The following is a 16,238-nucleotide window of genomic DNA, read 5'->3' on the forward strand; positions in this document are numbered from 1 at the left end:
CGAAGAATTATGTTACACGATCCTAATAGAGTTTATGTATTTGACACCACCCTTAGGGACGGTGAGCAGGTACCGGGTTGCCAGTTGTCGACCCCCGAGAAAATTGAAATTGCCAAAGCATTGGAAGCCCTTGGGGTAGATGTGATTGAGGCGGGTTTCCCGATCTCCAGTCCTGGTGATTTCCAGAGTGTGGTAGAGATGTCTAAAGCGGTGCAGGAGCCTATCATCTGTGCGCTGACACGTGCCAACAAAGGTGACATTGACTCTGCGGTTGCAGCGTTACAATATGCGAAGAGACCACGTATCCACACGGGTATTGGTTCTTCAGATATGCACATCAAATATAAATTCAACAGCACCAGGGAGAAGATCCTTGAACGTGCGGTAGATGCTGTAAAATATGCAAAACAGTTTGTTGAAGACATCGAATTTTATGCGGAAGATGCAGGCCGTGCGGATAACGTATTTCTTGCCCAGATGGTAGAAGCCGTGATTGCTGCCGGTGCTACAGTAGTGAACATTCCTGATACGAACGGTTATTGCCTTCCTGATCAGTACGGATCTAAAATCCTGTATCTGAAAGAGAATGTAAAGAACATTGACCAGGCCATCATTTCAGTACATTGTCACAATGACCTTGGTTTAGCAACCGCGAATACTTTGGCGGGTATTGTGAATGGTGCCCGTCAGATTGAGTGTACAATTAACGGTATTGGTGAACGTGCTGGTAACACTGCCCTTGAAGAGGTGGTGATGATCCTGAAAACACACCATGCATTGGGACTGAACACCAACATTAATGCGAAACATTTCAGCGACATCAGTAACATGGTGAGCCGTATGATGCGCATGCCTGTGCAACCGAATAAAGCAATTATTGGTCAGAATGCCTTTGCACACAGCTCTGGTATCCACCAGGATGGCTTCCTGAAACACAGGGAAAATTATGAGATCATGAACCCTGAAGATGTAGGGATCAACTCCGCAGACATCATCCTTACCGCGCGTAGCGGTCGCCATGCACTGAAGCACCATCTGGAGCGTTTGGGTTACGAGATTGAGCGTTTGAACCTGGATCAGGTTTATGAAAGATTTTTGATTCTTGCTGATGAGAAAAAAGCAATCTCTGATGATGACATCCATTCATTGATGAGTGATGGCAAAGAGGATTCTTATAAAAACGGTTATAAATTGACCTTGTTGCAGGTACTTTGTGGTGATCCGCTAAGTCCGACTGCGAGCATTAAACTGGAGCACAATGGTGTGGAAAAAGAAGCGATGGCTTCCGGAAACGGACCTGTAAATGCAACCATTAATGCGATTCAGAGCATCGTTGGTGCCGATATCGAACTGAAAGAATTTACCATTCAGGCTGTAAATGGTGGCAGCGATGATGTGAGCAAAGTGAACATCAGGATTGCCAGCGAAGGAAAGTCTTATGTGGGTCATGGTTTCAGCACCGATATCGTGAAAGCTTCGGCTTATGCCTATCTGGATGCAATGAATAAATTTATGTAATAATGAGCGTAGAAAACGTAGTAGAGCTGGATTTTACCGGCGCAGCAGAACGATTAAAGGGTACGGTAAAACGTACCCCTCTTGAGTACAATCTTGGTCTATCTAAAACTTATAATGCGAACATTTACCTGAAGAGAGAAGATTTTCAGGTGGTGCGTTCTTATAAGCTTAGAGGAGCCTACAACATGATCAGCACACTGGAGCCGGAGCAGATGGCCCAGGGTGTGGTATGTGCCAGTGCGGGCAACCATGCACAGGGTGTGGCTTATTCCTGCAAAAAGCTGAACATTAAAGGCGTGATTTTCATGCCTGAGATTACGCCAAAGCAGAAGGTAAGACAGACAGAGATGTTCGGCGGCGACCTGATTGAAATCGTTTTAGTGGGTGATACTTTTGACGACTGTCTGAAGGAAGCCCTTGCTTATACTGCGGAGCACAAAATGACTTTCATCCCTCCTTTTGATAACGCAAAGGTAATTGAAGGTCAGGGTACTGTAGGTGTCGAGATCTTTGAAGATCTCCCTGAGCTGGACATGGTGATCATGCCTATCGGTGGCGGCGGACTGGCGTCTGGCGTGGGAAGTTATCTTCGGAACCTGAAACCTGATATCCAGCTGATTGGCGTGGAGCCTCAGGGTGCTCCTTCCATGAAACAGGCACTGAACAACGGTAGCCCTGTGATCTTGAATGACATCGACCGCTTTGTGGATGGTGCTGCCGTGAAAAGGGTGGGCAGCCTCACTTTTGAATACTGTAAAACACTGTTGGATCAAATGCTGCTGATCCCGGAAGGTAAAGTATGTACCACGATCTTAAAGCTCTACAATGAGGATGCGATTGTAGTGGAACCTGCGGGTGCGCTTGCAGTAGCTTCTCTGGATTACATCAAAGATCAGATTGAAGGTAAAACAGTAGTTTGTATTGTGAGCGGCGGCAATAACGACATTGAACGCATGCAGGAGATCAAAGAGAAATCTTTGTTGTTTGAAGGACTGAAGCATTATTTCATTGTGCGCTTCCCTCAGCGTCCGGGGGCTTTGAAGTTGTTTGTGAACAATGTACTGGGTCCACATGATGACATTACCCGTTTTGAGTTTATCAAAAAGACAAATAAGGAAAATGGTCCTGCATTGGTAGGTATTGAGTTGGCAAAACCAACAGATTACGATTCGCTATTGGCAAGGATGAAGGAGTTTAAATTTGAAATTATAGAATTGAATAACGACCAGACTTTGTTTGAATACCTGGTTTAATATTACTGAGTTATTATCAGGAAGAACACCCATTTGACAGCGAAAATCTTTGAGTAAAGCATGACAAACTTCTTCAATATATAGTTATCATTCTCATATCATTTTAGAGAGCAGCTACATTTTCCTGTAGCTGCTCTTTGTTTACACATTATATCTGTACAAATACTTCAGATTCATCAATACAAAATTTAATATAATTAGCCCTGACCAATTGACTCTTACATTAAATTTTGCATAACAAATCAATTACAGAATATTCAAACCCATGGAACTCATTTTTGTGGCAACAGATTTGCTATCTATTTTTCAGCAAACACACAAATAAACTAAATCAAATGAAAAGAATACTTTTACTCCTGCTTTGTACCACCACGCTGGGCCTGGTGTCGTGCAAGAAAGAAACGATTATTCAGGAAACAGAAAATCGTACAATAATAGTTACAATTCAGCCTTCTCAATGGAAAGCTACTACAGACAATCGTACGTTGAATGCAGAGATATTGATCCCTGAAATTGATGCCATCAATGTCGATATTGAAGGAATATTAGTTTATAGAGACCATCCTGTAAATGCTGGAAGTTACATTCAATTACCATTCACTTTTGAAAATCAAGCTTTTAGTTATGAACAATTCGAAGGAGGCCTGTCTTTTGATATTCAAAACTCAAACTTTGCGACAATCGTAGACCGTCCTACTCTACCTATTCGTTTCAAAGTTGTTCTGATTCCATCAAGGGATATTACCTAGTTGAATTAACATTATAAATTCAAAAAACGATCAATGTTCACTTGAACTTGGTCGTTTTTTTTATGCTGACCAATATTCATTTGTATCGCGCGAATAAAGACACCTTCACTTTCCAGCAAGAGCTCTTCGTAAAATCCTTTGAAGTAGACATCTTTGACCTCAAAGCCAAGTCCCTCTCCATTATCATTTAGCTTTACCCATTCCGGATAAAAGACCGCATTGTCAGTTTTCACATCAAGCCCCAACATCTTACCATGTTCCGCAGTAAGCACATTGGCGTTACCAAGGATCCTCGCGGTATAAATATGGTCTGGATGCTGATAAATATCACTTGGTTTACCTTGCTGAATGAGCTTTCCATTTTTAACGATAAGCAGGTCGTCCGCAAGAAACAGTCCGTCGGCAGGATCGTGAGAAACCATTACTACCGTCACACCTGTTGCCGCGGCAATTCGTTTGATATCTGCGCGCAGTTGATTTTTCAATAAAGCATCAACCTGACTAAAGGGTTCATCCATTAATAAGACTGAAGTGTCGCTTACGAGTGCTTTTGCGATGGCTACCCGTTGCTGCTCTCCCCCACTCAATTGAGTGATCTTTTTATCTTTCAAATGATCAATGCGCAAGTGTGCCATGATCTCCATTGTTTTCTCATGCTTTGAACGGATGTCCGTATTAGAAAGCATCGATGCAATGTTGTCATAAACTTTGGCATAGATGTTCAGGGAAAAATCCTGAGTGACCATTTTCATTTCCTTATGACCAGGGATGAGTTGCTCGTGAGGTCCTAAAACCCGGTTACCTTTAAAAAGCACTTCTCCCGCATCTACCTCTAAAAGACCATAGATACACTTGAGCAATGTAGACTTACCGCTTCCGCTTTCACCGATAATCGCAACCACATCACCCTTTTTAATCTCAAAACTCACATTATCCACGCCTGAAGAACGTAATGCGGCCACCGGAGTTAAAGTATCCGTAGTTAAAGTCGCATTGACCCCATCAACATTCTGAACTCCATCTGTGCTCACATTCATCGGTTCCGACACAGTTGATTTAACTGCAGGTCCCTCAATACCGCATGTTGCTGAAGCATCTGTTTTCGAAAGATCGGAGGTAATGGAAGATCCTGATGACAATGCCGGTGAGGGCATTGTGTTAGCTGAAGAAGCGTTTGCTGCCTGATATTGTTTACTTAAACCTTTAACGGTGATAATTGATTCCTTCACACCGTAAAGATAAGACAATTTAGAGGCAACAAAAATCTAAGAACGTAACGCCGAGGTTAATCAACGGATTCTACAAAAAGAAAAAGGCCATCAGAACGAGATCGATCTCATTCTGACGGCCTTTGAAAACCCCGATCGGGTACATCTTTAATTCAGTCCAAAGGTGACTCCAAAGGACATATTTTTCAAACCTTTCTGAGGGGCACTGGCGAACATATCATTGAAATAATACTTGGTGAAGAAGCCAAAACCATTATACCCGAACCTTAATGTTCCACCGTAACGGAAAGCCTGGAACCTGTAATCATCTGTGAACTTTTGCTTGCCACGCTCTTCACTGATCTGTTTCACTTTACCATTCAGCAGGAAGCTCACCTCAGGACCAATGACAAAATAAAAACGGTTGCCATTGTTGTTTTCTTTTGTTCTCAATTCAAAGTTCAAAGGAATGTGGAGGTAACTGCTGGAGAACCTATTTTTGGAGAATTCCACATCATCTTCCACATACGTAAGCTGCTGTTGATCCTTCTGTATGGTAATGTTTTTGTTCAAACGGATGTGTGTCCAGTCGAAACCACCGGCAACGTAGATTTTGAAGTTCTGATTGAAACGGTATCCCATCTGTGCCACATCAAAAGAGAATGTACTGGTTTTTCCTCCTCTGTTATCAAGAAATTCATTTTCCGGAGATAACGTAAAACTGCCATTGTCAACCAGTCTGCTGTAACCAAGATCAACCCTGGTAAAAGTAATTCCTCCAACAAAACGTCCGTTAGATGAAGTTGTTCCTGTTGAATCTTTCTTTCCGATATTGATGCCAATGCCATGTTTCATGTCAAAGGTTTTCTCCATATCCTTTTTCTTTACAGTAGTTTTTGTAGTGGTGGTTGTGGTGATTACCGTATCCTGTTCCTGCGCATTAACAGCTGTAGTCGTTGCACCTGTAAGCCCGCTTATCAATAGTGCTGCCCATACTAATCGTTTCATATCCCTTGGTTTATTTGTGTTTTCTTGAGTTCAATTTGATGAATCCTATATTGATGGCTACCAATGAAGAATTGTCATCATCATCTGTATTAAATTTTAAAAATTTCTTTTCACGTTTGTCGACCTTATCCACCACATAGTTCACCAGGTCGCCTACATTCTTGATCCCTCTGCTTTCAGAAACATCCGACTCTCTGATCTCATTTCCATATCGTGGTGCATCTGTGTCCACATTGGCCATCACGACATCGCTGACATTGGATTCAGAAACCTTAGCCACCTGTTTATTTACATCTACCTTTCCTGGATCAAACTGATCCTCTTTATTAACAGGACGGTTGTTCTCAGTAATCGGTTGCATCCGGTGAACATCTTTTTTCTCATTTTGAGCCACAAAACGCGGCGCAATAACCAATGGCGTACTTTCATAAGTAGCAGTGTCCTTAGGTTGTGCTGACGAGACACCAACAACCGACGGTGCGGCTATTTTTTGAACACCATCAACTGGCGCGGTACTTATGTCCAGGGCACTCGCGGCGGCAAACTCATCCGCAGATCCCTGCAGACGAATTGGATCTTTCTTTGGCATCAGCAATGCAACCATCACACCAATGACTACAACCGCAGCCGCAGACATCCAGAATACTGGTAAACCACGCTTGCGCTTAGGCTCCAGTTCTGCTGCAATATGATCCCATAAGCCTGCCGAAGGACTGACCTCCGCATGTTCTAACTGATCTTTAAATAACTGATCAAACTCCTTATCCTGTATAGCTCCCATAATCAATGCCCTCCATTTTTATAATTTCTTGTTTTAATATTGCCCTGGCCCTTGATAACTGCGACTTGCTCGCACCTTCAGAAATGCCCAGTGTATCTGCGATCTCCTTGTGAGAATAGCCTTCGATGGCGTACATGTTAAAGACTACGCGATAACCATCTGCCAACTTCTGAATGATGCGCATCAGGTCCTGCATGCCCAACCTGCTGAAATCAAACCCTGTTGATGGCTGGTCAAAAGCATCATCAATCGGAACGACATTTAAGGTCCTCAATGTTTTCCTGTAGCTTTCTATCGATGCATTGACCATGATCCTTCTCATCCAGCCCTCAAAAGAGCCATCCCCACGATACTCTCCTATCTTTTGAAAAATCTTGATGAACCCCACCTGCAAGACATCTTCCGCTTCCATCCTGTCCTTTGCATAGCGCATACAAATTGCCAGCATCTTGGACGCAGTCTGCTTGTAAAGCAGCTCCTGCATCTTCCGGTTGCCGGCTTTGCAGCCTTCCATGAGTTCATCTATACTATATAACGTCAACTTCATTTTGTGTTTGGTATATAGAAGATGTATGCGCCCCGGAAAAGGTTGCATGCAGAACGGAAAAAAAGAAAAAAATATTGAATTAGCAGTTGTGCTTCTTCCTGTAGGCCTTGTACCATTTTACGGCAATCATAATGACAACAGAAAAGATAATTAACCCAATCAGTCCATAGATCCAGTTTACTGCACTTTTTAAGACCACAGTAAACACAATGGCCACCAGAAGGATTGTGGCTACCTCATTCCATAAACGAAGCTGGAATGAGCTTAATTTACACTTCCCGAGCTTCAATTGTTTCATGATCCGCTGACAGATAAAATGATATATCAGCAGCAATACCACGAAGGCCAGTTTCACATGCAGCCAGGGAAGGTTTAATAAATTGGGGTTCAGGTAAATCATCAGCAATCCTGCAAGGACTGTAAGTACCATTGCAGGATTAGTGATGATGTTCCAAAGTTTTGATTCCATTTTTTCGTACTCCTTTTGAAGGATGGTACGTTCAGGTTCCTGCCGGTCTTCGGCCTCCCTATGGTAGATGAACAGACGAACACTATAAAACAACCCAGCCATCCAGCTCACCACGAAAATGATGTGAACAGAGAGCACGTAATAATAGTATTCCATCCGCTTAGTATTTAAAATCCTTGATGACTTCTATTGCATACTTCACATGATCAAACGGGATATCCGGCATGATGCCATGACCAAGGTTGAAGATAAAGCCATTTTCTCCACGCATGCGCTCAAATAACTGAAGAATGTGCTTTTTAATCACTGGTTTATCAGCATACAGGATATGAGGATCTAAATTTCCCTGTACGGCAATGCCTGCAGGAAGACTTTTCTTGATGTTCAGCAGGTCGGCATTCCAGTCTACAGAAATTACGTCAGGGTTAGCTTCTGCCATGATCGGCGCGAATACAGAGCTACCTTTGCAGAAAGAAATCACCGGGATATCTTTTCTATTGAGATTGGCAATGATTTCCTGGATGTAACGATGAGAAAATTCCTGATAATCGTTCCATGACAAGGCCAGGGCCCAGCTGTCGAAAATCTGGATGGCATTTACGCCGGCAGCAATCTGCAGGTTAAGGTAATCGGCAGTTACTTTGGCAATCTTTGCCAGCAGGCGATGTGCCACTTCAGGCTGATTGTGCATCAACAGTTTCGTCAGTTTAAAATCTTTTGAAGAACCACCTTCTACCAGGTAACTCATCACGGTGAAAGGAGCACCAGCAAAACCGATCAATGGAATGCTGCCATTCAGTCGTTGTTGGATCACCTTGATGGCATCAGCAACATACTGCAGTTTATCCAGCACATCCACATTCAGGTTGTCTACATCTTTCTCCGTACGTACCGGGTTGGCAAACTTAGGGCCTACACCTTGTGTAAAGCTCAAATCACCTCCCATTGCTTCACCTGTTACCAGGATATCAGAAAAAAGGATGGCGGCATCAATACCGAGCAGGTCGACAGGCAACATGGTTACATCTGCAGCGATCTCAGGCGTTTTACACATTTCCAAAAAGGAGTACTTGTTTTTTATCTCCCAGTACTCTGGCATAAAGCGGCCTGCCTGGCGCATCATCCATACTGGCGGGCGCTCTGTCTGTTTTGAAAATGCAGCGTCTAAAAATAAGGTGTTCATCAAATTTTATGTGGTTTTAATGGGATAAAATTATCCTTATTCTTACAATAAGGCATCATCTTATCTGTTAAATGACATTCTTAACAGAATATCGGATTATTTGTTTGTCAGGCGTTTAGCTTCCTGCTCTAATTTAGTTACAATTTCCTGGGCTTTGGGCGTGCTGGCCAGCTCACGTGCACGCGCCACATAGGCATTCATGCGCTCCCCGTCCTTTTTACGTAAGGCCAGGTTGGCAAGGTGAATCATCACAAAAGCTTTATCATTTTTACCTCCCAAAGGAAACCGGCTGGCAATCTGAAAATGGTATTCTGCAGCTTCGTAATCCTCTTTTTTCAAGGCAATGTTAGCGCGCATAAACTCATAATAGCCCCTCCTGTTCTTAGCCAGGCGATCCGGATTGGGTACTTCTGCGAGCAATTGCGTTGCCCGTTCATAGTTCCCGTTTTTAAAATGTTTGGAAGCCAGTAAGATGGAGCTGTGTTTGAAGTGACTCCAAACCACGAAGGCAAAGAAAAAACCGGCCATTACAGCCAGCTGAATCTGATCATAAAAAAGGCATGCTCCGGCAGCAATCACAAAGACCGCCATCAGGGCATACCTGCCAATATTATTATACATTAATGTGTATCAGTGAATTTGTAACCTACACCACGGATAGAGTGGAAATAAACAGGATTCTTTTGATCTGGTTCAAAATACTTACGGAAAGTAAGGATGAAATTGTCGATGGTACGTGTAGACGGATAAACATCATAGTTCCATACCGTCTCCAGAATCTGCTCACGGGAAACCGCTTCATTTTTACGCTCGATCAGCAATTTCAGCAGCATGGTTTCTTTCTTCGTTAGAGGCACGATCACACCATCATCATGTTTCAGCTCAAAAGAGTTGAAATAGATGGTTTTATCGCCAATTTTATAAGAGTTGATTTCTTTAAGATCGTCAGCTTTCATGCTACGTTTTACCAGGATACCAACTCTAAGGATCAATTCTTCCAGGTTGAAAGGTTTCACCAGGTAGTCGTCAGCACCTTTTTTAAGACCCATTACACGGTCTTCGCTGGTATTCTTAGCGGTAAGGAAAAGGATAGGCACTTCGGTGTTTTCCAGTCTGATGGTTTCACATACCTGGAAGCCATCCATCTCCGGAAGCATGACATCAAGGATGATGAGGTTGAAACGCTCTTCTTTGAAAACCTTCAAAGCCGTTTTACCATCTTTTACAGCATGAACTTTATATCCTTCAAGTTCAAGGTTCAATTTTATAGCATCTAATAAATGGTCTTCATCTTCAACCAATAGTATTCTTAATTTCTGTTGCATAGTAATCAACTAAATGTTATTTCAAAAATAGCACCATTTGGTACGTTATCCCTAACGCTGATATCCGCATCGTGCTTCTGTAATACTTCCTTAACAATAAACAGGCCCAATCCTGTGCCTTTTGACTTCCTCACATTTTCATCACCCACGCGATAAAACTTATCAAATATCAACATTTTTTCTGCATCAGGAATACCTGGCCCTTTATCATAGACTGCTAAAAATGTATGTCCATCTTTTTCCGCCAATTCGACACCTATATCTGCACATGGACCTGAATATTTGACAGCATTTTCAACCAGGTTGGTGACTACAGACGATAAGGTAAAAGGATCACCGGTAATTTTAATACCAGGTTTGATCTGCTGTTTGATCACCTGTTCACAATTGCAGGAATGGATCTGCAGACGATCGGTAATTTTCGTTACCATCTCCGACAGGTCAAACTCCTCTTTAGGGAAAGTATACGACCTGTTTTCAATTTTTGTCGCCAGCAACATATTCTCCACCAGGTCATCCAGACGTTCGATATCTTTAAGAGAATTGTTCAACAGGGAGGTTTGCCTTGCTTTATCCAGATCTCTTTTGATGATGGTCTGTAATGACAACTTGATGGCCGCTAATGGCGACTTCAGTTCGTGTGTTACCGACAGCAGGAAGTTTTGTTGTTGTTCTCTCAGACGGTCTTCTTTTTTGATCGACTGGTGCAGGAAGTATGCTCCTATGCACAACAGAAATAGAAACACAGAGCCCTCGCCCATCACCATGGCCATCCTTGCTGGCTGTAACTTCACCACGAGTGTACCCCATGATATCAGTTGTACCAGGGCGTACAATAACATGAAATAAAATATGACAATTGATTTTTTCATGGTGTGTGCGGCTTTGTGCTATAAATATAGTCTATTTTACTTATTCCTAAAAACGATGTCCAGACTGTCAAAGATTGCTCTTTTTGCCTTTTCAAGTTCGATCTTGGTATGTGCAGCAGAAACAAAGCCCACCTCATAACCAGAAGGCCCCAGGTAAATTCCTCTGTTGAGCAATTCCCTGTGCATCATTTTAAATTTCTCCATGCTGGCAGGATCAATATCCTCCGCAGTCTGGATTTTATCTTTATCCGTGAAGGCCATCCAGAAAATCGAACCTACATAGAAAACTTTCAGTTTGTAATTTCTTGCGGTAGCAAAACGTTGAATACTTTCTGCAAATTCCGCAGTTTTATTGTTCAGCTCTTTGTAGAATCCTGAGCGTAGCAGCTCTGTCAGCTGTGCAATTCCTGCAGCCATCGCTACCGGATTTCCTGACAATGTACCTGCCTGGTAAACGCCACCATCCGGAGAAATATGGCCCATGATCTCAGCCGAAGCACCATACATCCCTACAGGAAGGCCCCCGCCGATAATTTTACCATAAGTGACGATATCAGGTTTTACGCCATAATGTGCCGCCGCCCCTTCAAAGCCAAGCCTGAAGCCAGTGATCACCTCATCGAAGATCAGTAAAGCCTTATTTTCCTTACATGCAGCCTCCAGGAACTTCACATATTCCGCATCCTGCATCAGCAATCCATTGTTGGCAGGAATGCCTTCAATAATTACCGCTGCTACCTGATCTTTGAATTGTTCAAAAGCCTGTGTAATGGCTGCCGTATCGTTCAAAGGAATGACAATGGTTTCCTCAGCAAAAGATTTTGGAACACCCGCAGAAGAAGTCTCACCAAAGGTCACCAGACCAGAACCGGCTTTTACCAGCAACGAGTCGCTGTGACCATGATAACAACCTTCAAATTTGATGATCTTATCTTTGCCCGTGTATCCTCTGGCCAATCTGATGGCCGACATTACCGCTTCCGTGCCGGAGCTGGTAAAACGGATCTTCTCTACGAACTTATTGTTTTTGATGATCAGCTCAGCAAGTTCGTTTTCCAATGCCGTAGGTGCGCCGAAGCTCATTCCGCTCTGCATCACTTCCGTCACTTTCTCACGTACCTTCGCATGGTTATGTCCCAGGATCAATGGACCCCAGCTACCGCAAAAGTCGATGAATTGATTTCCATCCGCATCCCATACATAACAGCCATCCCCTTTTTGAATAAACAAAGGAGTGCCATATACCGACTTAAAAGCCCTTACAGGTGAATTTACACCCCCTGGAAAGTAATTCTTCGCCTTCTCGTACAACTCAGCAGACTTCTCTCTGGAGATATCCGGCTTACTGCCTGTATTTACAGGTAGTTCCCCTTCATTTCCTGAAAACATTTTTTTTAACGATTCTAACATATTTTTCTATCAATTGCGAATACAGGACTCAGTCCTTACATCCAATTATTCTCTACGATATCGCGAATGTGGTAAGTGGTAATGATGCTGGCACCTGCACGGGCAAAGGCATGCATGGTTTCCATGACTACCTTCTGTTCATCTATCCAGCCTTTTGCTGCTGCCGCCTTTACCATTGAGTACTCGCCTGACACATTATAACAGGCGATCGGCACATCAACATGTTGTTTCAGGTTGTGCATCACATCCAGATAAGCCAATGCTGGTTTCACCATCAGCACATCTGCACCTTCACTTTCATCCAGCAACGCCTCTCTCAGGGCCTCGTTAGGATTTCTGAAGTCCATCTGGTAAGCTTTACGATCGCCCTTGCTTGGCGCACAATCGGCAGCCTCACGAAAAGGACCATAATATGCTGATGCAAACTTGGTGGCGTGCGACATGATCGCTGTGTTTACATGACCTGCGGCATCCAGCAAGTTACGCATCGCGCTGATGCGGCCGTCCATCATATCCGATGGTGCCAGCATGTCCGCTCCCGCTTCAGCATGGGTCAATCCCATTTTTGCAATCACTTCAACAGTAGGATCATTGAGTACATAATCGTTCTCCATGATGCCACAGTGTCCATGCGTGGTATAAGAACAAACGCAGACATCAGTAACTACGTACAAGTCGTCACCAAAGTTTTTCTTCAACAAGCGCACTGCAGAGGGTACCAGAGAATGGTCATGGTAGGCAGAAGCAGCATTCTCGCTCTTCTCATCACCCACACCAAAAAGCATAATTTTATTGACACCAAGTTTCAGCCCCTTTTCTACGTCATGCAGTAAAGTATCCTCAGAAAAGTGGCTCACGCCCGGCATCGCGTCAATTGGATGAACCACATTTTTCCCCGGTACTACAAAGTACGGGTATATAAACATGTCTTTTGATAACCTTGTTTCAGCTACCATCTCCCTCACTACAGGATTCTTTCTCAATCTACGCGGACGGTGTATCATATCTCTATTTTTATTTTACGTCTATTCCGAACACGGCCTCGGCAAGGCCGATTTCATCCGGAGAGTAAGGCTGAATAAATTTCACACCCATCTCTTCGAACTTCTTGCCGGTCGAATTGCCTATGGCAATGACCTGCTGTCCGGGTTCTAATAAGTTCTCAACAAAATAAGCATCGACATTTGAAGGGCTGGTGAAGATGAGGACTTCAGCATACGTCTGGTCTACATCTTCTTCAATTACGGTCTCATAAATCGGCAGGTCTACCACCTTTGTATCTGGTTTCAGGGCTTTCTGGATGCTCAGCAGGGAATCCTGTGCCCTCGGGAACAAAACGGTCTTCCCAGCAACAAGATCTGCAAAAACTTCTGCCACCTCGTCGATGTCGCCACCCTCACCTACATAATCAGCCAGGTGACCAGCTTTGCGTAAAGAATCTTCCGATCCTCTGCCCGCAACGCCAAACTTTACATTTTTCGGCAGTACCGGCTTCAGGTTAAAGAAATATTCCACGCTGTTGCGGCTGCTGAAAAAGATCCAGTCGATATGTTTCAGATAAAAGGGGTCCAGCACATTCACAATTGGGAAAGTGCGGATCAGAGAACGTCCCTCAATCTCGATATTGTTTTTTTCTAATGCTTTTCTGAAATAACTGTGTTCTCCAATTTCCCTGGAGATGAAAACTTTTGATGGTTTCTTACGCTCAGGCGCAAATTTGGCTACAATCTTCTCCGCAAGACCTTCCAGGCTCTCTACGCGGAAAAACAGGCGGTCAGGGAAATGCTCATCTGTTTCTGCTTTGGAAGTCCAGACCTCATAAAGGCCCTCTTCCTTTTTACAGTAACAACCAAGGGGCATGTGACAACCACCTTCAAAAAGGTTGAGCACCTTACGTTCCACAGCGATCTCATCAATGGTATCCTGATGGTTGAGTTGCTGTAACAAGGCGAACAGCTCCGTATCGTTTTCACGGATCTGGACGGCCAGTGCACCTTGTGCAGGAGCAGGAACAATTTCCGTCGGATCGATCACCTCAACATGAAATTCCGACAAATCTATATTTAAGCGGTTGACACCGGCTTTTGCCAGTACGATCGCATCGTAATTCTCGTCTCTTAACTTCTGGATGCGTGTAGGTACGTTTCCACGAAGGTCTTCTATATTCAGGTCTGAGCGCAAAGCCAGCAGTTGTGCCTTGCGTCTGTTGGACGAAGTACCCACCATGGCACCTGTTTTCAGGGAAAGTTTCTGTTTGATGTCCACACAATCTTTCAGGATGAGCAGCAACTCCGAAGGATCTTCGCGTTCTGTCACTGCTGCAATGGTAAGTCCCGCAGGGTGTGTGGTTGGTAAATCTTTGTGTGAGTGTACGGCTATATCGATGGTACCTCCTAAAAGTTCTTCTTCCAGTTCTTTGGTAAAGAATCCTTTTCCTTCGAGTTTATCCAAGCGCAGGTTTAAAATCTTGTCTCCCTGCGTTTTAATAATTTTCAGTTCGGCTTCCGCACCAATTTCTGCAAGTCTGTCTTTGATGAAATTGGCCTGCCATAAAGCCAGGTCGCTGCCCCTTGTACCGATAATAAGTCTTTTCACGTTGATGCTAATTTTTCCGCAAAGCTAGCTATTCTTTACCAATATCTCCTTTGCCATGACCATTGGAACACTGATGCATTTTTTTTCCATGTAATTCATCACTCTTTCCAGTACCAGTCGGGAGTTTTCATCCAGGCTGTTGATTTCGTCGGCAAAGACGGCATTGATTGCGGTATGCTTGATTTCCTTGATCTTCTGCGGAACGCCACTCATGGCAATTTCAATTTTGCGCTGGCGCAATACCAGTTCAAATTCCTTGATATTTTCGTCGATGATGTGCTCAGCATGAACCAGCTCATCATAACGTTCCTGAATATTTTTACGGGCAATCTCTTTGAGAGACTCGACTTCAATAAAATGAATGGGGAAGGAAGATACAACCTCAGCAGCGGTATCATTTGGAATGGCAAGATCAACGATAATTTTCTTATCGGTTTCGCCATTCAGCAGTTTAGTATAAACTTCTTTGGTTAAAATAGGTTCTGTTGCACCTGTACAGGTAATGATCACATCAAAGCCTTGTGTATAATTTTCAAGCTCCGACAGCGGGTAGGCTACACCATTCAGCTCTTTGGCCAGAGATTCAGCCGCCTCAAGTGTCCTGTTGAAAATGGAGAAGTTGGAATATCTGTGTTTTTTCAGGTATTGTGCAATATTTCTGTTGGTCTCTCCAGCGCCAATGATCAGCAATCGTGACGACTGTGACATCTTTAAATCGCGAAGTTTGCGGTATGCCAGTGATACTACCGAAACAGGGTTCTTGGAGATATTGGTATGGGTATATACTTCCTTTGCAGTTTTCACCACCCTGTTCATGATCATCCTCATGTAGTCTGCTGTAAAGCCAGCCACGCGACATGCCTCATAAGCTCTTCTCACCTGGGCAAGGATTTCCTTCTCTCCTACCACGAGACTCTCCAGGGAACAGGAGGTACGCAGCAAATGATTAAAGGCTTCCAGCTGCTCATATACAGACACGTTTTCTACAAACTTTTCCATGTACTCCATAGGCAGGCCCATGTCCAGTACGGTAAGAAAACGAGTGATAAATTCTTTGTCAAGATGATGGGAAGAAGTAAACACAAACTCGACCCTGTTGCAAGTGCCGATGTAGAATATTTCTTTTACATCTAACTCCGATTGAATGTTCTTCAACCGGTCGTCTAATGTCTGCTCACATATCACCAATTTACCCAATGCTTTCAGGTCAATGTGTTTATGCGTAAAAGCAATGATTTTTAAATATTCCAAAATGTTTAACTCTGTTTATTTTTAGCGTAACAAAAGTAACAACAAGCCGTTATTCCACTGTCATTATGG

The 16,238-nt window shown here is 43.5% G+C and carries 16 protein-coding genes; 3 read left to right on the plus strand and 13 right to left on the minus strand.

Annotated elements, in window-relative coordinates; all coding sequences use genetic code 11:
• Positions 1–9: 9 nt before the first annotated feature.
• The 3 genes from PBAL39_RS13975 to PBAL39_RS13985 all read left to right on the plus strand — a co-directional run bounded on the left by PBAL39_RS13975 (position 10) and on the right by PBAL39_RS13985 (position 3,520).
• On the plus strand, positions 10–1,518 hold the full coding sequence (locus PBAL39_RS13975; protein ID WP_008242522.1) for a 2-isopropylmalate synthase: 1,509 nt from the start codon (positions 10–12) through the stop codon (positions 1,516–1,518).
• 2 nt (positions 1,519–1,520) lie between these two features.
• Entirely contained in the window at positions 1,521–2,771 is a 1,251-nt protein-coding gene (ilvA, locus tag PBAL39_RS13980) for a threonine ammonia-lyase IlvA (RefSeq protein WP_008242524.1), read from the plus strand.
• Positions 2,772–3,106: 335 nt separating this feature from the next.
• The gene (locus PBAL39_RS13985) at positions 3,107–3,520 is read left to right on the plus strand and encodes a hypothetical protein (protein ID WP_008242525.1); all 414 of its coding nucleotides are present in this window, start codon (positions 3,107–3,109) and stop codon (positions 3,518–3,520) included.
• Between the two features lie 11 nt (positions 3,521–3,531).
• Here the strand turns inward: PBAL39_RS13985 and PBAL39_RS13990 are convergent, their stop codons facing one another.
• From PBAL39_RS13990 to hemA, 13 genes are all read right to left on the minus strand, one after another.
• Positions 3,532–4,749 carry an ABC transporter ATP-binding protein gene (locus PBAL39_RS13990; protein WP_232282960.1) on the minus strand — a complete coding sequence of 406 codons (1,218 nt, stop codon included), beginning with the start codon at positions 4,747–4,749 and terminating at the stop codon, positions 3,532–3,534.
• 147 nt (positions 4,750–4,896) lie between these two features.
• On the minus strand, positions 4,897–5,736 hold the full coding sequence (locus PBAL39_RS13995; protein WP_008242531.1) for an outer membrane beta-barrel protein: 840 nt from the start codon (positions 5,734–5,736) through the stop codon (positions 4,897–4,899).
• 10 nt (positions 5,737–5,746) lie between these two features.
• Entirely contained in the window at positions 5,747–6,517 is a 771-nt protein-coding gene (locus PBAL39_RS14000; RefSeq protein WP_008242533.1) for a hypothetical protein, read from the minus strand.
• Positions 6,498–7,064, minus strand: coding sequence for an RNA polymerase sigma factor (locus PBAL39_RS14005; RefSeq protein WP_039866642.1), 567 nt, complete (start codon positions 7,062–7,064; stop codon positions 6,498–6,500). Before PBAL39_RS14005 ends, PBAL39_RS14000 begins: the two co-directional genes overlap by 20 nt.
• A gap of 79 nt (positions 7,065–7,143) precedes the next feature.
• Entirely contained in the window at positions 7,144–7,689 is a 546-nt protein-coding gene (hemJ, locus tag PBAL39_RS14010) for a protoporphyrinogen oxidase HemJ (RefSeq protein WP_008242535.1), read from the minus strand.
• A 4-nt stretch (positions 7,690–7,693) separates the two neighbouring features.
• On the minus strand, positions 7,694–8,716 hold the full coding sequence (gene hemE / locus PBAL39_RS14015; protein WP_008242536.1) for a uroporphyrinogen decarboxylase: 1,023 nt from the start codon (positions 8,714–8,716) through the stop codon (positions 7,694–7,696).
• A gap of 96 nt (positions 8,717–8,812) precedes the next feature.
• The gene (locus PBAL39_RS14020) at positions 8,813–9,337 is read right to left on the minus strand and encodes a hypothetical protein (protein ID WP_008242537.1); all 525 of its coding nucleotides are present in this window, start codon (positions 9,335–9,337) and stop codon (positions 8,813–8,815) included.
• Positions 9,337–10,041, minus strand: a complete 705-nt coding sequence (locus PBAL39_RS14025; protein WP_008242538.1) for a response regulator transcription factor — start codon at positions 10,039–10,041, stop codon at positions 9,337–9,339. The genes PBAL39_RS14020 and PBAL39_RS14025 overlap by 1 nt, the downstream gene beginning before the upstream one ends.
• 5 nt (positions 10,042–10,046) lie before the next feature.
• Positions 10,047–10,913, minus strand: coding sequence for a sensor histidine kinase KdpD (locus tag PBAL39_RS14030; protein WP_008242539.1), 867 nt, complete (start codon positions 10,911–10,913; stop codon positions 10,047–10,049).
• A gap of 36 nt (positions 10,914–10,949) precedes the next feature.
• A complete protein-coding gene (hemL, locus tag PBAL39_RS14035) occupies positions 10,950–12,323 on the minus strand; it encodes a glutamate-1-semialdehyde 2,1-aminomutase (RefSeq protein WP_050784347.1) in 1,374 nt (457 codons plus the stop codon).
• Between the two features lie 35 nt (positions 12,324–12,358).
• Positions 12,359–13,327 carry a porphobilinogen synthase gene (gene hemB / locus PBAL39_RS14040; protein WP_039866645.1) on the minus strand — a complete coding sequence of 323 codons (969 nt, stop codon included), beginning with the start codon at positions 13,325–13,327 and terminating at the stop codon, positions 12,359–12,361.
• A gap of 10 nt (positions 13,328–13,337) precedes the next feature.
• Positions 13,338–14,918: a hydroxymethylbilane synthase gene (hemC, locus tag PBAL39_RS14045; protein WP_008242542.1), complete on the minus strand. Its 1,581-nt coding sequence runs from the start codon at positions 14,916–14,918 to the stop codon at positions 13,338–13,340.
• Between the two features lie 24 nt (positions 14,919–14,942).
• Positions 14,943–16,169: a glutamyl-tRNA reductase gene (hemA, locus tag PBAL39_RS14050; RefSeq protein WP_008242556.1), complete on the minus strand. Its 1,227-nt coding sequence runs from the start codon at positions 16,167–16,169 to the stop codon at positions 14,943–14,945.
• Positions 16,170–16,238: the final 69 nt, after the last annotated feature.

The organism is Pedobacter sp. BAL39 (assembly GCF_000170795.1).
In the GTDB taxonomy this organism is placed as follows: Bacteria; Bacteroidota; Bacteroidia; order Sphingobacteriales; family Sphingobacteriaceae; genus Pedobacter.